Below are 14773 nucleotides of genomic sequence, written 5' to 3'. Positions count from 1 at the left end.
AAGCGCTTCCGGTCCCTTTCGGCCCAGTCTTCGCGGGCGGCAACCCAAACGCGAGGGACACCGCCAGGCCAGGGCACGCGTGGCCGTATCGGCGTCGGGGTCGGCTGGTCCGCGAGGCCTGCCCGAGTGGTGCCCGACGCCCACCCGAGCGTCGCTACCCGGCCGGGCCGAAGACGTAACGGACGGTGCGCGCGCCGAGGGGGACGGACCAGATGCCAACGGCGGGAGAGGTCTCGGTGGCGGGGGCGTGGGCGACGCAGGTGCCGCCGGGTGGGGGCGCCGGGCCGGGGCGCCAGCCGGGCGGGCGGCGGGCGGTTTCGTAGGTGACGCGCCGGGTGCCGTCGCGGGCGCGGGCGATGCGGACCGGGCAGGTCGGGTAGACGGCCGGGTCGAGCCCGGCGGGGTGGCGTGGGGCGGGCGCGCGAGCGGGGGCCCAGCGCTGGCGCTCGGCGTCGAGGTCGGCGATCAAGGCGTCGTAGGCCAGGCGGACCCGGTGGAAGGCGTCGGCGGAGCCGCCCTGGTCGGGGTGGGTCTGGCGGGCAAGGCGGCGGAAGGCCGCGCGGACGTCGCCGGGGGCGGCGTCGTAGGGCAGGGCGAGGGTGCGGAAGGGGTCTCGGGCCACGGCGGGGAGGGGCGCGGGCGCCTCGACGCGCGGGGTGGCGGCGGAGTTCGCGAGGGGCTGGCGCGAGCGAGAGGGCTGGCGCCGACGGGCGGCGGGGCCTCGACTCCGATGGGACGGGCTCCGCGCTTCCCAGTTAGCTGAGTCTATATGGTGCGGTTATCTCGGGCACAAACAGCGATTCCGTTTTCTGACCGCCGATTTGGTGCCGCGGGGCGGTCACCTGGGGCGACACTCGGCAGGCGGGGCCGATTCTGGAGGTCCACCCTCCCCCGCTGCGATGAAGCACCTCCTCGGCTCCCTCTCCACCTTCCTCGGCGTGATCGCCCTTCTGGCCGTCGGCCTCGCCGGCTGTGACGCGGCCGCGCCCGCCGACGCTCCGTTCGCGAGCGCGGACGGGGTCGTGGTCAACCCCGGCAACGGCCAGCCCAACGGCACCTGCACCGGGTTCGGGTTCGCCACCGACCACGTCACGTTCGTGGTCACCAACAAGGGCAAGCGGATCCTGACGTGCCAGTTCAAGGACCTCCCGCCGACCCCCGAGGTGATTCGGGTGGACGGGTTCAACTGCAACGCGGGGGGCGTGCTGACGACGGACTCGCACTACCGCCGGAGCCCGGGCGGCAACGCGACCCTGCGCTGCACGGCCTGACCGATCCTCCCCATTGGGCTCGCGCCCCCGTCGGCTTCGGCTGGCGGGGGCGCGGGTGTGCCGTGCCGAGGCGGTCCTCGACTGGGGCGACCCGGAGGAGGCGCCGCGGCCGGGCGGGTGAGGTCGGGGAGCGGCCAGCCGGACCCGGTACCGTCCCGGTCGCGAAGCGCAGGCCGGCTACCGGCCGTGCCGCACGTCGACGACCAGGCGGAGCGGGGCGTGGAGCACCGCTGCCCGGTAGCCGAGGGGTGCGGCGAGGCCGAGCACGAGAGTCACGTCGGCCTCGAAATCGCAGGTGAGCGCCCACTCGCGGAGGGCGGGGAAGGCCGGCGCCTGGCGTCGGTCGGGGACCGTCGCCTTGCCGGCCTCGGTGTGGGCTTGGGCCGGCTCGACGCGGACGGCGAGCCACCCCTCCCCCTCCAGCCTCACCGGCTCGCCGGACCCGCATGCCCTGACGGGTCGGTCCACGTACTCGAGGTGGACGGCGGGCAGCGCGTCTCCGTCGAACGTGAACACGACCCGGTCGAACCCGTCGTGCGCCCCCGTCCGGACAGTGAGAAGCGTCGCCATGCCCTCACGCTGGGCGGCTACGTCCGTCGTGCGGACGGTCCAGTCGCCAGGGAGCTCGCGGAGCGGGCCGGCCACGAGGCTCGGTGGGTCGCCGACCCAGACCGAGTCGCCGCTAGGCGCCACGCTCGTGTCCAGATGCGCGGTCTCGGAAGGGCTGAGGGGAGCGGGCGCCGCCGGGGCGGAGGGGGTGCGGGGCGCCGGCGGATCCTGCCCCCCACACGCGGACAGGACGGTCGCCAGCGTGAGGAGGCAGAGACGCATGGGGGTCATTGAAGAGGCGGCCACACCGCCGAGTGCCTTGTACCACGCGGAACGAATCGGACTGGAGACCCCGCCCCGGTTGACGGAGGGGTCGGGCGGCACCTGGTGGGCCCGCTCACGGACCAGACCTGGGCGTCGTCGGCAGTCAAGGGGATTCTCAACTCGGCAACAGGTACGATAGCCGGTGGAGGCGCGCAGCCCTGCGAGAGGAGAAGCAGGCCATCGGTTCCCCCGCCTGCACCCCGCGGTGGGCGGTGAGGGACTTGAACCCCCGACCCTCGGAATGTAAATCCGATGCTCTAACCAGCTGAGCTAACCGCCCGCGCCGCTGGCGCCCCCGAAGCGGGTCGCCCGCGCGATTCAAAAAGGGCCGGCCGACAGACGCCGACCGGCCCCGGAGCGGGAAACGGGACTCGAACCCGCGACCCTCAGCTTGGGAAGCTGATGCTCTACCAACTGAGCTATTCCCGCAGGACCACGAAGGTACGGGATCGGCGCGGCGGCGGTCAACACGGCCCGTGCGGTCGGTGCGAAGTCAACGGCCCTTCACGGGGGGCCCGGGCCGGACGGGTATCTTTTCGGTTCCGCCGCCAGCACGGTCCCGTGTCGGCGGCGGGATCGTGTTATCCCTGCGGGCCCGCCCGCCGACGCCAGCGCCCCAGGCGCCCCATTATGAAGCGCACCTACCAGCCCAGCCGCCGCAAGCGCGCCAACAAGCACGGCTTCCGCTCGCGCATGGCCACCAAGAACGGCCGCAACGTCCTGGCGCGCCGCCGCGCCAAGGGCCGCCACGACCTCACGGTCTCCGACTCGAAGGCCTCCAAGTAGTCCGGTGCGGGCTGGCGCGTTCCCGCGCTCGCGGCGGCTCAAGCGGCGGCGGTTGATCCGGCCGCTCTTCGAGCGCGGCCGCGACGACGTGGGCCGCGCCAAGGCCGGCACCATCGTCGTGCTGTACCGCGTGGTGCCGCGCGACGCGACGGAGGGCGCCCCGGTCCAGGTCGGGTTCGCGCCCGGCCGACGCCAGACGAACGCGCGGCGCACGGCCGTCCGCCGGTACCTCCGCGAGGCGTTCCGCCTGCACCAAGCGCCGCTGCTGGCGACGTTCGCCGACCGCCCGGACGCGCTGACGCTGATGGCCCTGTACCGGGGCCGCGACGACGACGCCTCCGCGGCCATCCGCCGCGACTTGCCGCGCGCCCTCGACCGGCTCGTCGGCCGGCTCGCGGACCGGCCCGCACCCTCGGACGCCCCCGCCTCGTAAGGCACCCGACCCACCCCCAAGTCTGTGGAACCCCAGGGCCTCGACCGTACTGCCCTTATCGGCATCCTCCTCATGTCCCTGATCCTGGGGGTGTGGATGATCCAGACCGCACCCTCGCCGGAGCAGATCGAGGCGCAGCAGGCGGCGGCCGACTCGCTGGCGGCGATCCAAGAGGTGGCCCCCGTCGAGGAGGCGGTTCCAGAGACGCCCGAGCCCGAGACGCTGGCGGCCCCGACCGACTCGGCGTTCGCCCGGGCCCTGGGCCGCCCCGCGCGGACGTTCGTCGTGGCGACGGACCGCTACCACGCGACGTTCTCCACCCAGGGCGGCACGCTCGTCTCCTACAAGCTGCTCGGCTACGACAACGCGGCGACCGGCGAGCCCGTCGAGCTGGTGTCCGACTCGACCGGCGCGCTCGCGCTCGGCGTCCTCCCCGCGCGGGGCGAGTACCTCGACACGCGCGCCTTGTCGTTCACGCCCGTCGTCGACGGCGAGGTGTTCCGGGGCGACACGCTGCACGTCGAGGAGGGCGAGGGCACGCTGCGCTTCGACGCGCCGGTCGGGGCGGGCGGGCTGCGGTTCGTCTACGGGTTCGAGCACGACTCGTACGACCTCGACTTCCAGATCGCGACGCCGGGCACGGACCTGCTGAGCCAGGGCGGCGGCTACGAGCTGATCTGGGACGGGGCCCTGCCGCTGGCCGAGGCCGACCCCGTCGGCGAGGCCCAGCAGGGCGGCACGTTCGTCAGCACCGGCGGCGAGACGGAGTCGGTCAAGCTGACCGAGGCGGGCGAGGAAGAGCCCCTGGTGCGGACGGGCTCGGTCGACTGGGTGGCCGTCAAGACCAAGTTCTTTATCGCCGCGATGATTCCGCAGACGGCGACCGACGGCGCGCGGCTAACCGGCACCCAGGTCGGCGAGGCCGACGAGCCGGACTCAGGCTTTGCCCAGGACTACACGGCGCGCTTGGAGATGCCCCGGCTGGCGGCCGGTGAGAGCGCCGCGTTCACCTTGTACCTCGGGCCCCTCGAGCTGCGCCGCCTGGCGGAGTACGGGCTCTACGACACCGTCGACTTTGGCGCCTGGGTGGGCTGGATGATCCGCCCGATCGCGCGGTACGTGGTCGCGCCGACGTTCGCCTTCCTGTCGACGTTCATCCCCAGCTACGGGCTGGTGATCATCGTCTTCGCGCTCCTGATCAAGCTGCTGCTGTGGCCGCTGACGGCAGTGAGCTACCGGAACGCGGCTAAGATGCGCGAGCTGCAGCCCCAGTTGACCGCCGTCAAGGAGAAGTACGGCGACGACCCGCAAAAGCAGCAGGAGGCCATGATGGGCGTCTACAAGACGGCCGGCGTGAACCCGCTCGGCGGCTGCCTGCCGATGCTGCTCCAGTACCCGCTGCTCATCGCGCTGTGGCGCTTTTTCCAGTCGACGCTCGTCCTGCGCGGCGAGTCGTTCCTGTGGGCGGCCGACTTGTCGGCGCCGGACCCCGTGCTGCCGCTGCCGTTCACGATCCCCTTCGTGGGCGATTACCTGGCCGGCTTCACGATCCTGATGGCGGCGTCGATGGTGATCTCAATGCGGCTGTCGATGTCGTCGTCGAGCGGGATGGCGGGGGGCCAGCAGAAGGTGCTCATGTACATGATGCCCCTGATGTTCTTCCTGTTCTTCAACCGCTTCCCGTCGGGCCTGTCGCTGTACTACCTCGCGTTCAACCTCTTCTCGATCGTCCAGCAGCGGATGGTCAACCAGCAGGTGCACGCGGCGCACGAGCGCGGCGAGACGCCCGAGATCGACAAGGCGGCGGCGGCGCTCGACAAGGCGGCCGGCAAGAAGCCCTCGGGCAAGCGCTCGCGCCGGCCGGGCCGCAAGGGCGGGATCACGTCGCAGGCGATCGCGCAGAACGGCCGCGCGGGCTCCAAGAAGGGCAAGGGCAAAAAGTAGCGGCCCGATGCGGGACTCGTGATGCGTGACTCCTCCGGCATGGCGCCCCTCACGGATCACGGATCACGCCCCCCCACCATCGCCGCACTCGCGACGGCGCGCGGGGTCGCCGCGCTCGCGGTCGTCCGCGCCAGCGGGCCGGACGCGGTGCCGATTGTTGCCAGCCGGTTCTCGAGCCCTCTGGCGGACGCCGGGGGCCGAACGGTCCACGTCGGCTGGCTGGCGGACGGCGAGGGCACACCGATCGACCAGGTCGTGTGCGTGGTCTGGCGCGGGCCGCACTCGTCGACCGGCGAGGACGTGGTCGAGGTGACCTGCCACGGCGGCGACGCGGTCGCGGGCGCCGTGCTCCGCGCGCTCTATCAAGCGGGCGCCCGGCCGGCGGCGGCCGGCGAGTTCACCCAGCGGGCCTTTTTGAATGGCAAGCTGGACCTCGCGCAAGCCGAGGCCGTCGCCGACCTCATCGCGGCCGAGAGCCGGCTCGGCGTCCGCGCGGCCGTCGGCGCGCTGCGGGGGCGCGTGTCCGACGCCGTCGACACCGTCCGCCAGTCGCTCCTCCAGACGGCCGCCCTCGTGGAGCTGGAGCTCGACTTTGCCGAGGAGGACGTCGCCTTCGCCGACCGGACCGAGCTCCGCGCTCTGCTCGACCGCGCCGACGCCGCGCTCGCCGAGCTGGCGGGGACGGCCCGGCTCGGCGCCCTCGTCCGCGACGGCGTCCGCGTCGTGATCGGCGGGCGCCCCAACGCCGGCAAGTCGACGCTTCTCAACGCGCTCGTGGCCGACGACCGCGCGATCGTCAGCCCCACGCCGGGGACGACGCGCGACGTGGTCGAGGCCGGGGCCGAGATCGGCGGGCTCCGGTTCCGCTTCGTCGACACGGCGGGCCTGCGCGAGACGGCCGACGCCATCGAGGCCGAGGGCACGCGCCGCGCCCGCGCGGCCATCGACGGCGCGGACGTGCTGGCGTACGTCGTCGACGCGAGCGTGGGGCTCGACGCCGACGAGCGGGCCTTTTTGGATGGGCTGGCGGCGCGGCGGCCCGACCTGCCCGTCGTCGTGGTGGCGAACAAGGCCGACCTGGTGGCCGGGGCGCCTCCCGCCGACCCTGCGACGCCCCCGGCCGACCTCGCCCTCTCCGCTCGCGACGCCCTCGCCAACCCCGCCGCGCTCGACGGCCTGCGCCAGCGCTTGCTCGACGCCGTCCGCGCCGGCGGCCTCGACGCCAGCGGCGCCGGGCTCGTCGCCGTCAACGAGCGGCACCGGGCGCACCTCGAGGCGGCCCGCCAAGCGGTCGGCCGGGCCCGCGCGTCGCTCGACGCCGGCGACGGCGGCGACACGCTCGCGCTCGACTTGCGGGCCGCGCTCCACGAGCTCGGCCTCGTGACCGGCGCCGTGACGACCGAGGATGTGCTCGACGCCGTGTTCTCGCAGTTCTGCATCGGCAAGTAGCGCCCGGGCTCGCCGCGTCCTCGGTGTCCAGCAGAGTGGACTCGGCCCCTCGCGGAGCCACTTCAACCTGCCGCGCTGTCAGTTCGAGACGTCGCGGAGCCGTCCCGAGGGGCTGCGGAGCCTCCTCGATCTGCCGCGCCGTCAGGTCAAGGCATCGCGGCGCCGTCTTGGAGGGCCGCGGAGCCCCCTCGACACGCCGCGGAGCCGTCGCGGCAGGCCGCGCACCCCGCCGCGCGCTATCCTGAGGCCCCACATGCCCGGACCGCCATGCGCGCCGTTCTTCTCGCCGCCGCCCTCCTCCTTTCGGCCGCCGCCAGCGCTCAGACCGACGACTGGCCCGCCGCCGACCCGGCCGACGTGGCCTCCATCGACGCCATCCTCTCGTCGGTCTATGCGGTGATCTCCGGCCCCGCCACCGAGGCGCGCGACTGGGACCGGTTCCTGTCGATGATGCACCCCGAGGCCCGGCTCATCCCGACGGGCGTGGGGGCGGACGGGGTCGGCTTCGCTCGCGTCATGACGCCGCACGACTACATCGAGGTGGTCGGGCCCGTCTTCCGCGACTCCCCGATGTTCCAGGGCAAGGGGTTCTACGAGGTCGAGGCCGCCCGGCGCGTCGAGCGCTACGGGTCCATCGCCCACGTCTGGAGCACGTACGAGAGCCGCCTCGACCCCGCCGAGGCCCCGTTTGCGCGCGGCATCAACTCGTTCCAGCTGTTCTGGGACGGCCGCCGCTGGCACGTCCTCTCCATCTTCTGGCACCAGGAAGACGACGCCACGCCGATCCCGGCGCCCTACCTCGAAGGGTGACCCCCGAGACGCGCCGGCTCAGGCCATCGACGGGTCGAAGCGGACGTGCGCAGCCGCGTTCCGGTACGTCGACTTCCACGCCTTCAGCTTCTCCTCCGTGAGGCCGTCCATCATCTGGTCGATCTCGGCGATCGCCTCGTTGATCCCGTCGAACTGGTCCTCGTAGGCCTTCCGCTCGGTCCCCTCGGGGATCCACATCTGCATCACGGCCAGCTGGTTCTTGACCTGATCGAGCAGCATCTCGCGGATGTCGTGGACCGACTTCGAACGGATGCGCCGCTGGCGGCGGCGGACGACCCAGAAGATGGCCCCGTGCAAGACGCTGACCCCCAGCGCCGTCACGGCCGCGATCTGCCAGACGCCGATGCCCAGCGGGGCGAGGACGGCGGCGGCGGCCCACACGACGAGGAGCCCTGCCCCGCTGAGGTAGAGCTCGATGTTGTCGACGAAATGCTTCATGCCAGGGTCTACAGGTGCGGTGAAACCCTGTTAGCGTTGCCTGCGACCCACCCTTAAGACCCGCGACGGATTTTCAGTCCGTGTCTGACACGCGATTGCGTGCCCGGCGCCCTCCCCCCCGTTCCGCTGGCGGCCCGATTCGCGCCGAATCCGGGGACGCCCGCGCCTGCCCGTCCTATCCTGGCGCCTGACCGCTGACCCCAGACCGCTGTGACCCGATTCGACGTCGTCGTGGTGGGCGGCGGGCACGCCGGGGCCGAGGCCGCGCACGCCGCCGCCCGCCTCGGCGCCCGCACCCTCCTCGTCTCGATGAGCCTGGACGCGCTCGGCGCGATGTCCTGCAACCCCGCCGTCGGCGGCGTCGGCAAAGGTCAGATCGTGCGCGAGATCGACGCGCTCGGCGGGCTCATGGGCCGCGTCGCCGACGAGACCGGCATCCAGTTCCGGATGCTCAACAAGAGCAAGGGCCCCGCCGTGTGGAGCCCGCGCTGCCAGTCCGACCGCGCCGCCTACGCCGCCGCCGTCCGCCGCGAGCTCGAGGCGACCGAGAACCTCTTCCTGCGCCAGGACCAAGTCGTCGACCTCCTTACCGAGCCGGCTGGCGACTCGGCCGCGAGCGGGGCCCCGCACCGGGTCACGGGCGTCGTCACCCAGACCGGGCTCGCGATCGCCGCCGGCGCCGTCGTCATCACGGCCGGCACGTTCCTCAACGGGACCATCTGGATCGGCGACCAGCAGTTCGGCGGCGGCCGGGCCGGCGCGCGCGCGGCGATTGGGCTCAGCGCCACGCTCGAAGGGCTCGGCTTCGAGCTTGGCCGCCTCAAGACCGGCACCCCGCCCCGCATCGACGGCCGCACCATCGACACGGCCGCCTGCACCGAGCAGCCCGGCGACCCCGACCCGCGGCCCTTCTCGCACCTCACGGACGCGCTCCCCGGCAACCAGCATTCGTGCTGGCTGGCCTACACCTCGCCCGCCGTCCACGACGTGCTGCGGACCGGGTTCGAGCAGTCGCCCATGTTCACGGGCCGCATCGAGGGGCAGGGCCCGCGCTACTGCCCGTCCATCGAGGACAAAATCGACCGGTTCGCCGACCGTGACCGGCACCAACTCTTCCTCGAGCCCGAGGGCCGCGACACGCACGAGGTCTACGTCAACGGCTTCTCGACGTCGCTCCCTGAGGCCGTCCAGACCAAGGCGCTGCGCTTGGTGCCCGGCCTGGAGCACGCCCACGTCCTGCGGCCGGGCTACGCCATCGAGTACGACTACGTCCCGCCGTACCAGGTGCGCTACACGCTGGAGACGAAGGCCGTCGGCGGGCTCTTCCTGGCGGGCCAGATCAACGGGACGACGGGCTACGAGGAGGCCGCCGCCCAGGGCCTGCTGGCGGGGATCAACGCCGCGCGGTCGCTCGACGGCGGCGAGGGCGTCGTGCTCGGCCGCGACCAGGCCTACATCGGCGTGCTCATCGACGACCTGGTCGCCAAGGGCACCGACGAGCCGTACCGCATGTTTACCTCCCGTGCCGAGCACCGGCTGCTCTTGCGCCAGGACACCGCCGACCGCCGCCTGACGCGGCTCGGCGCCGAGCTCGGCCTCGCCAGCACCGAGCGCGTCCGGCGACTCGATCAGAAAGAGGCCGCGCTCGCGCAGACGCTCGACGCGCTCCAGTCCACCAACGCCCACCCCGACGCCGTCAACGGGTACCTCGAGTCGCTCGGCACCTCGCCCATCGACCGGCCGACGCGCCTCGCGAAGCTGGCGCTCCGCCCCCAGGTCGAGCTGGCGGACTTGCTGGCGGCGACCGGGCAGGCCGACTTGGTGGCGCCCGGGCCGGGGATGGAGCGGACCGACGAGCTGGCCCAGATCGAGCTCCGCTACGCGGGCTACGTCGAGCGCGAGCGCGACCTCGTGGCCCAGATGCAGAGCCTGGAGCGCTGGCGCGTCCCGGCCGACTTCGACTACGCGCCCGTCGCGGCGATCACGCTGGAGGCGCGCGAGAAGCTGGCCCGCATCCGCCCCGACACACTCGGGCAGGCCTCGCGCATCTCGGGCGTCTCCCCCGCCGACGTGCAGGCGCTGATGGTGCTCCTCAAGCGCTTCCGAGCACCCAGCGGCGACGGTGCGTCCGTCCCGGTCGCCAGCGACGCGTAGGCCACCGCCCCACTCACCCCCGATGATCGCCGACCTCCCCGTCGCCCTCTCCGACACCCAGCGCGCGACGATCGACGCCTACGTCGGCGAGCTGGAGCGGCTGAACCGGCGCGTGAACCTGGTGGCCCGGCCCGCCCGCCGGGCCGACCTCGAACGCCACGTCCGCCACTGCCTGGCGCTGGCGACGCGCCCGTTCGCGCCCGGCGCCGTCGTGGTCGACTGGGGCAGCGGCGGCGGCCTGCCGGCCCTCCCCCTCGCGGTCGCCTTCCCCGAGACGACGTTCGTCGCCGTCGACACGGTCGGCAAAAAGAGCGAGGCCGTCAAGCTGTTCGCCCGGCGCCTCGGCCTCGACAACCTGACGGCCTGGAACGGCCGCGCCGAGGCCTACGACGGGCCCGCCCCGACGCGCTCCGTCAGCCGCGCCACGGCACCCCTCGCGACGCTGTGGGCGTGGCACGAGCGCGCCCGCGCCAGCGACGCCGCCGACCTCCTGTGCCTCAAAGGCGGCGACCTGGGCGACGAGCGGGCGGCCCTCGACGCGGCGTGGCCCGGCCTGGCCGTCGAGACCGAGGGGCTGGCCGACGTGCTCGGGGCGGAGTGGGCGGACAAGGCGATCGTCTCCGTTGCGGGCTGACTGGGGACGGGGCCCGGGGAAAGGGGCACCGGCAGAGGCTGCATGCTCGCGGCGGTCCCTGCGGCGAGCGGTCTGAATGGAGCGGCGTCCGCCGAGGGAGTCTGATCGTTCCTCGTGCCCGACGCTCGTGGCACCCCTGCCCAGACACCCACTCTGCCTCGGGCGCCCCATTCCGAAAACAGACCGCGCCCACCGGGGTGCGAACCGGCGGGCGCGGGCGATCGGCGGTGCGGCGGTGCGAAAACCGCGGCCGGTCTATGAGTCAGTAGCCGCGCAAGCTCCGTGCCACGTCACGGGTCGCGACGGGCTGTCAGGCGTCCGATCCTAACTGAAACAAACCGCGCCCATCGACAAGCGTCGACGGGCGCGGGAGACGGCGCGGCGGAGGTGCGACAAACCGCCGACCTGTCGGGCACGGGAGCCCGAGCCGGGGGGCCTCGGGACCGTTGTCGAGATCAGCGTACGCGGTCGGCGCGCCGCGTCCGTGGCCCAAATGGACCGGGCGGACGCGGGGCGATCGGGCCGGACGCCTGGTGCAGACGCCCCAGCCTAGTAGCGCCCGCCGCCAAAGCGCAAGCCGAGCGTGAGCTGGAGCGCGCCGTTGCGGACATCGCGCAGGCCGCGACCGTCCTCGAACACGTCGCTCAGCCCGGCCACGTAGCGGACGTCGATGCCGACGGGGCCGGACCAGAAGTCCGCGCCGAGCGCCAGGCCGATGTCCGTCTTGAGGTCGCCGTCGTAGTCGATGTCGAGCGCCTCGGAGTCGTCGGACCGGAACTCGGCGCCGATGGGGATGCCGATGGACGGGCCCGCGTACAACCCGGCGTCGGCGTAAGGGCTGACGGGGACGGCGAAGCGGACGAGGACAGGGACCTCGAGGTAGTCGAGCCGGTACGTGCCCGGGTCGACGATGTCCTTGTCCTCGGCGCCCTTCTGGCTGTAGAGGGCCTCGGCCTGGAGCGAGACCGACCGCGTGAGGTCGAACCGGACGCCGGCACCTGCGACAGCGCCCAAGCGCGGGTCGAGGCCGTCGGCGAGGTCGCCGGTGAGGAAGGCCGTGTTGAGGCCGCCCTTGACCAGGAACGTGGCCTGGGCGCTGGCGGGGAGTGCGAGGACCGCCGCGAGGGCGACGAGAGACAGGAATCGCATGGAATCGGGGGGAGAGGTGGGGGACAGACGCGGGCAGAGCCCGGCGCTCAGGCCTCCAAGCCGCGCGCCAACGGCGCCGGGTCTCGCCTCCACACGGTCTTCGGCCGCAGAACGAACCGCGGCGCGCGCTCGGACGTTGACAATTCGGTGTCACCCGTCCGATCCTGCGGACACCGCTGCCCGACGCCGTCGCCACCCCGCCTCCCCCCGCTGGATGTCCCGCTCCGACCGCTCGCTGAACAAGACCGAACGCCTGTTCGCGCTCGTACTGCTCTTGCAGAACCGCCCGAACATGACCTCCCGCGACCTCGCGGAGCACTTCGGAGTCAGCCGCCGCACCATCTTCCGCGACTTGCGGACGCTCGGCGAGAGCGGCGTCCCGCTGACCTACGCCGAGTCCGGGGGCTACGAGATCTTGGAGGGCTACCAGCTCCCGCCGCTGATGTTCAGCGCGCGCGAGGCGGCGACCCTCTTGGTCGGCACCGGCTTCACGAAGCTCCAGCCCGACGCCAGCCTCCGCGCCGACGCCGACGCCGTGGCGATGAAGATCCGCAACGTGCTCCCCGAGCCCGTCCGCGACTACATCGACCGGCTGCAGGAGCGGACCGTCCTCGCGCCGTTCAACGAGCCCGCCGAGAGCGGGGCGACCGAGGACGAGCAGGGCCTGTGGTTCGAGCTCTCCGAGGCCATCGCGCGCCAGCGCGTCGTCAAGATGACGTACTACGTCGCCAGCCGCGACGAGGAGACGGTCCGCGAGGTCGACCCCCTCGGCCTCGTCTACTACTCGGACCACTGGAACCTCATCGGCTACGACCACCTGCGCGACGACATCCGCAACTTCCGGCTCGACCAGATCAAGAAGCTCCGGACGCGGTTCGACCGCTTCGAGCCGCCGGCCGGGTTCGACCTCAAGGAGCACCTGCGCGAGCGGGGCACGCGGCCCGAGAACGTCCGCATGACGGTCCGCTTCCGCAACCGGGCGTGGCGCTGGGCCCGGCGCGCCGTCCCGGCGGATGTGCTCCAGGAACTCGAGCGCGACGGGTGGACCGAGGTCACGTTCGAGTTCGAGAACGTGGCGTATGTCGCCAAGTGGCTCCTCCGCTACGGGACCGACGCCGAGGTCGTCTCGCCGGACGACTTGCGCGACCAGGTCGTCTCGCAGGCCCGCGCCGTGGCCGAGATGTACAGCGCGCTGGCCTAGCCCGTGCGCTGGCCCCTCTTGCTGCTGGCGCTGGCGCTCGCCGCGTGCGACGCGGCGGGCGGCGACGCACTGACGGTCGCCGTCGTGGCCGGCGACGGGCAGCGGGGGCTGGCAGGGCAGCCGCTGGCGGATGTCGTCGTCGTCGAGGCGCGGCGCGGCGGCGTGCCGGCCGCCGGCGTGACGCTCGCGCTGGCGGCGTCGGACGGCGGCACCGCCCCGCCGACGGTCCGGACGGGCGCCTCGGGCCGAGCCGCCGTCGCGTGGACCCTGGGTGCCGGCGCCGACCGCCAGCAGCTCCGCATCGACGCGGAGGGCGCCCAGGTCGAGGCGCTCGCCGGGGTGATCCCGGACGCCCAGGCCGACCGCGTCGTCGTCACCGGCGAGCCCGTCCGTGGCGTCGTCGTGCTGGCGGACCGCGACGGGCGCCGCGAGGTTCTGCGCGAGCGGACGACGTCGGCGCGCGAGGTCCTGCTGCTCCCCTTCGACGGCGGCACGGCGACCGTCGTCGTGTTCGGCGTCGACGGGCCGCCCACGGTCCGGACGGTGTCGTGGACGGCCGGGCCGGACCGGGTCGAGGTCGCGCTCCGGGCGCCGCTGGTGGTCGACATCCGGGCTGAGATCCAGGAGCCGCCATTCGCCGCCCACCGCGACGCCGCGCTCCGGGACGCCGCCGGGATGGATCAGGTGTGGCGGGCGTCGGGGCTGGGCCTCACCGTCGGAGCGGTCGAGGCGATCGACCAGACGGGTCTGGCGCCGACCGTCACCGCGATCGGGCCGTGCCCGCCGACGGCCGAGGCGCGGCGGACGGTCGTCCGCTACGTGACCGACATCCCGGGCTACCAGGGCTTCGCGTGCCCCGGCGGCGTCCTGTACATGGACGCCCACACCGGCCAGCGCGGGCTGCTGCTGGCGCACGAGGTCGGCCACCAGCACGGGCTGCCGCACACGACGGCCGGGGTGATGAACCAGAGCCTGCAGGGCGCGGCCACCTTTACCGACGGCGAGATCCTCCGCGCCTACGTCCTCGACCGCTCGGACCTCAACACGCGCCTGGAGGCCACGCCCCCAGCGGAGCGGCGGGCGTGCGGGCCCTCGGCGCTCGTCGGCCAGCCGTGCCTCGACACGGGCTACCGGCTGCCGGGGTGAGCAGGGACCGGCGCTGCCGAGCCATGCGGACGGCCGACGCCGATGAGGCGCATCTCGCCCCTAGACATGTCCGGTTGACGTTCAGTGAGGCGGAGCCTACGAGACGACTTCGAAGTCGGCGCGCTTGCCGACGGCCGTCGTCACCACGTTGACGACCGTGACCACGGCGTCGCCGGGGCCCGAGGTCGTCTTGTGGTAGATGATCCCCTCGAAGGTGGCCTCCTCGATGTCCGTCGAGATGTCGGCCTCCTCGTCGTTGGCGAAGAAGACGCCCTTGTACTGCTTGCCCTCGAACGTGTCGACGGGGAACACGTAGCCTTGACCTTCGATACCGGCCAGCGTTGCGTCCTGGAGTTCGTAGAGCGCCAAATCAAACCTCGAATTGTGGGGGGAGACAAAAGCCCGATGCGGACCGACCGGCCGAGCGGCGGTTCGTCGCGCTCGGTCTATCCTTTTATGAATCT

15 protein-coding genes and 2 tRNA genes are annotated in these 14773 nt (G+C 73.0%); 10 read left to right on the top strand and 7 right to left on the bottom strand.

Going from position 1 to position 14773, the window contains the following annotated elements; translation table 11 throughout:
• Positions 1–154: 154 nt before the first annotated feature.
• Positions 155–622 carry a DnaJ domain-containing protein gene (locus ACLIRP_RS16400; RefSeq protein WP_412061549.1) on the bottom strand — a complete coding sequence of 156 codons (468 nt, stop codon included), beginning with the start codon at positions 620–622 and terminating at the stop codon, positions 155–157.
• A gap of 277 nt (positions 623–899) precedes the next feature.
• On the opposite strand from ACLIRP_RS16400, the gene ACLIRP_RS16395 reads away from it, so the two are divergent.
• Positions 900–1271, top strand: coding sequence for a hypothetical protein (locus tag ACLIRP_RS16395; RefSeq protein ID WP_412061548.1), 372 nt, complete (start codon positions 900–902; stop codon positions 1269–1271).
• A gap of 177 nt (positions 1272–1448) precedes the next feature.
• Here ACLIRP_RS16395 and ACLIRP_RS16390 read toward each other — a convergent pair whose 3' ends face one another.
• From ACLIRP_RS16390 to ACLIRP_RS16380, 3 genes are all read right to left on the bottom strand, one after another.
• Positions 1449–2102, bottom strand: coding sequence for a hypothetical protein (locus ACLIRP_RS16390; protein WP_412061547.1), 654 nt, complete (start codon positions 2100–2102; stop codon positions 1449–1451).
• Positions 2103–2350: 248 nt separating this feature from the next.
• Positions 2351–2424: transfer RNA gene (locus ACLIRP_RS16385), tRNA-Val, on the bottom strand.
• 76 nt (positions 2425–2500) lie between these two features.
• Positions 2501–2573: transfer RNA gene (locus ACLIRP_RS16380), tRNA-Gly, on the bottom strand.
• A gap of 201 nt (positions 2574–2774) precedes the next feature.
• Here ACLIRP_RS16380 and rpmH point away from each other — a divergent pair.
• From rpmH to ACLIRP_RS16355, 5 genes are all read left to right on the top strand, one after another.
• Positions 2775–2930 (top strand): 50S ribosomal protein L34, encoded by a 156-nt coding sequence (gene rpmH, locus ACLIRP_RS16375; protein ID WP_412061546.1) that lies wholly within the window; start codon positions 2775–2777, stop codon positions 2928–2930.
• 4 nt (positions 2931–2934) lie between these two features.
• Positions 2935–3363, top strand: a complete 429-nt coding sequence (locus ACLIRP_RS16370; protein WP_412061545.1) for a ribonuclease P protein component — start codon at positions 2935–2937, stop codon at positions 3361–3363.
• Positions 3364–3387: 24 nt separating this feature from the next.
• Positions 3388–5307, top strand: coding sequence for a membrane protein insertase YidC (gene yidC, locus ACLIRP_RS16365; protein WP_412061544.1), 1920 nt, complete (start codon positions 3388–3390; stop codon positions 5305–5307).
• Positions 5308–5328: 21 nt separating this feature from the next.
• Positions 5329–6756, top strand: coding sequence for a tRNA uridine-5-carboxymethylaminomethyl(34) synthesis GTPase MnmE (mnmE, locus tag ACLIRP_RS16360; protein ID WP_412061543.1), 1428 nt, complete (start codon positions 5329–5331; stop codon positions 6754–6756).
• A gap of 267 nt (positions 6757–7023) precedes the next feature.
• On the top strand, positions 7024–7566 hold the full coding sequence (locus ACLIRP_RS16355; RefSeq protein WP_412061542.1) for a hypothetical protein: 543 nt from the start codon (positions 7024–7026) through the stop codon (positions 7564–7566).
• Between the two features lie 18 nt (positions 7567–7584).
• On the opposite strand, the gene ACLIRP_RS16350 is transcribed toward ACLIRP_RS16355, so the two are convergent.
• Positions 7585–8025, bottom strand: coding sequence for a hypothetical protein (locus tag ACLIRP_RS16350; protein ID WP_412061541.1), 441 nt, complete (start codon positions 8023–8025; stop codon positions 7585–7587).
• A gap of 210 nt (positions 8026–8235) precedes the next feature.
• Here ACLIRP_RS16350 and mnmG point away from each other — a divergent pair, with 210 nt between their 5' ends.
• A complete protein-coding gene (gene mnmG / locus ACLIRP_RS16345; RefSeq protein ID WP_412061540.1) occupies positions 8236–10179 on the top strand; it encodes a tRNA uridine-5-carboxymethylaminomethyl(34) synthesis enzyme MnmG in 1944 nt (647 codons plus the stop codon).
• Positions 10180–10201: 22 nt separating this feature from the next.
• Positions 10202–10813 carry a 16S rRNA (guanine(527)-N(7))-methyltransferase RsmG gene (locus ACLIRP_RS16340; RefSeq protein ID WP_412061539.1) on the top strand — a complete coding sequence of 204 codons (612 nt, stop codon included), beginning with the start codon at positions 10202–10204 and terminating at the stop codon, positions 10811–10813.
• A gap of 549 nt (positions 10814–11362) precedes the next feature.
• On the opposite strand, the gene ACLIRP_RS16335 is transcribed toward ACLIRP_RS16340, so the two are convergent.
• Positions 11363–11962, bottom strand: a complete 600-nt coding sequence (locus tag ACLIRP_RS16335; protein WP_412061538.1) for a porin family protein — start codon at positions 11960–11962, stop codon at positions 11363–11365.
• 214 nt (positions 11963–12176) lie between these two features.
• On the opposite strand from ACLIRP_RS16335, the gene ACLIRP_RS16330 reads away from it, so the two are divergent.
• Positions 12177–13163, top strand: a complete 987-nt coding sequence (locus ACLIRP_RS16330) for a helix-turn-helix transcriptional regulator (protein ID WP_412061537.1) — start codon at positions 12177–12179, stop codon at positions 13161–13163.
• A gap of 3 nt (positions 13164–13166) precedes the next feature.
• Complete coding sequence (locus ACLIRP_RS16325; RefSeq protein ID WP_412061536.1) at positions 13167–14309, top strand: hypothetical protein; 1143 nt, start codon at positions 13167–13169, stop codon at positions 14307–14309.
• Positions 14310–14405: 96 nt separating this feature from the next.
• Here ACLIRP_RS16325 and ACLIRP_RS16320 read toward each other — a convergent pair whose 3' ends face one another.
• On the bottom strand, positions 14406–14678 hold the full coding sequence (locus tag ACLIRP_RS16320) for a hypothetical protein (RefSeq protein WP_412061535.1): 273 nt from the start codon (positions 14676–14678) through the stop codon (positions 14406–14408).
• Positions 14679–14773: the final 95 nt, after the last annotated feature.

This window comes from Rubrivirga halophila (assembly GCF_046845755.1).
Lineage (GTDB): Bacteria > Bacteroidota > Rhodothermia > Rhodothermales > Rubricoccaceae > Rubrivirga.
Note: the sequence above shows the minus strand (reverse complement) of the source record. Positions and strands in the feature narration are given on the sequence as shown.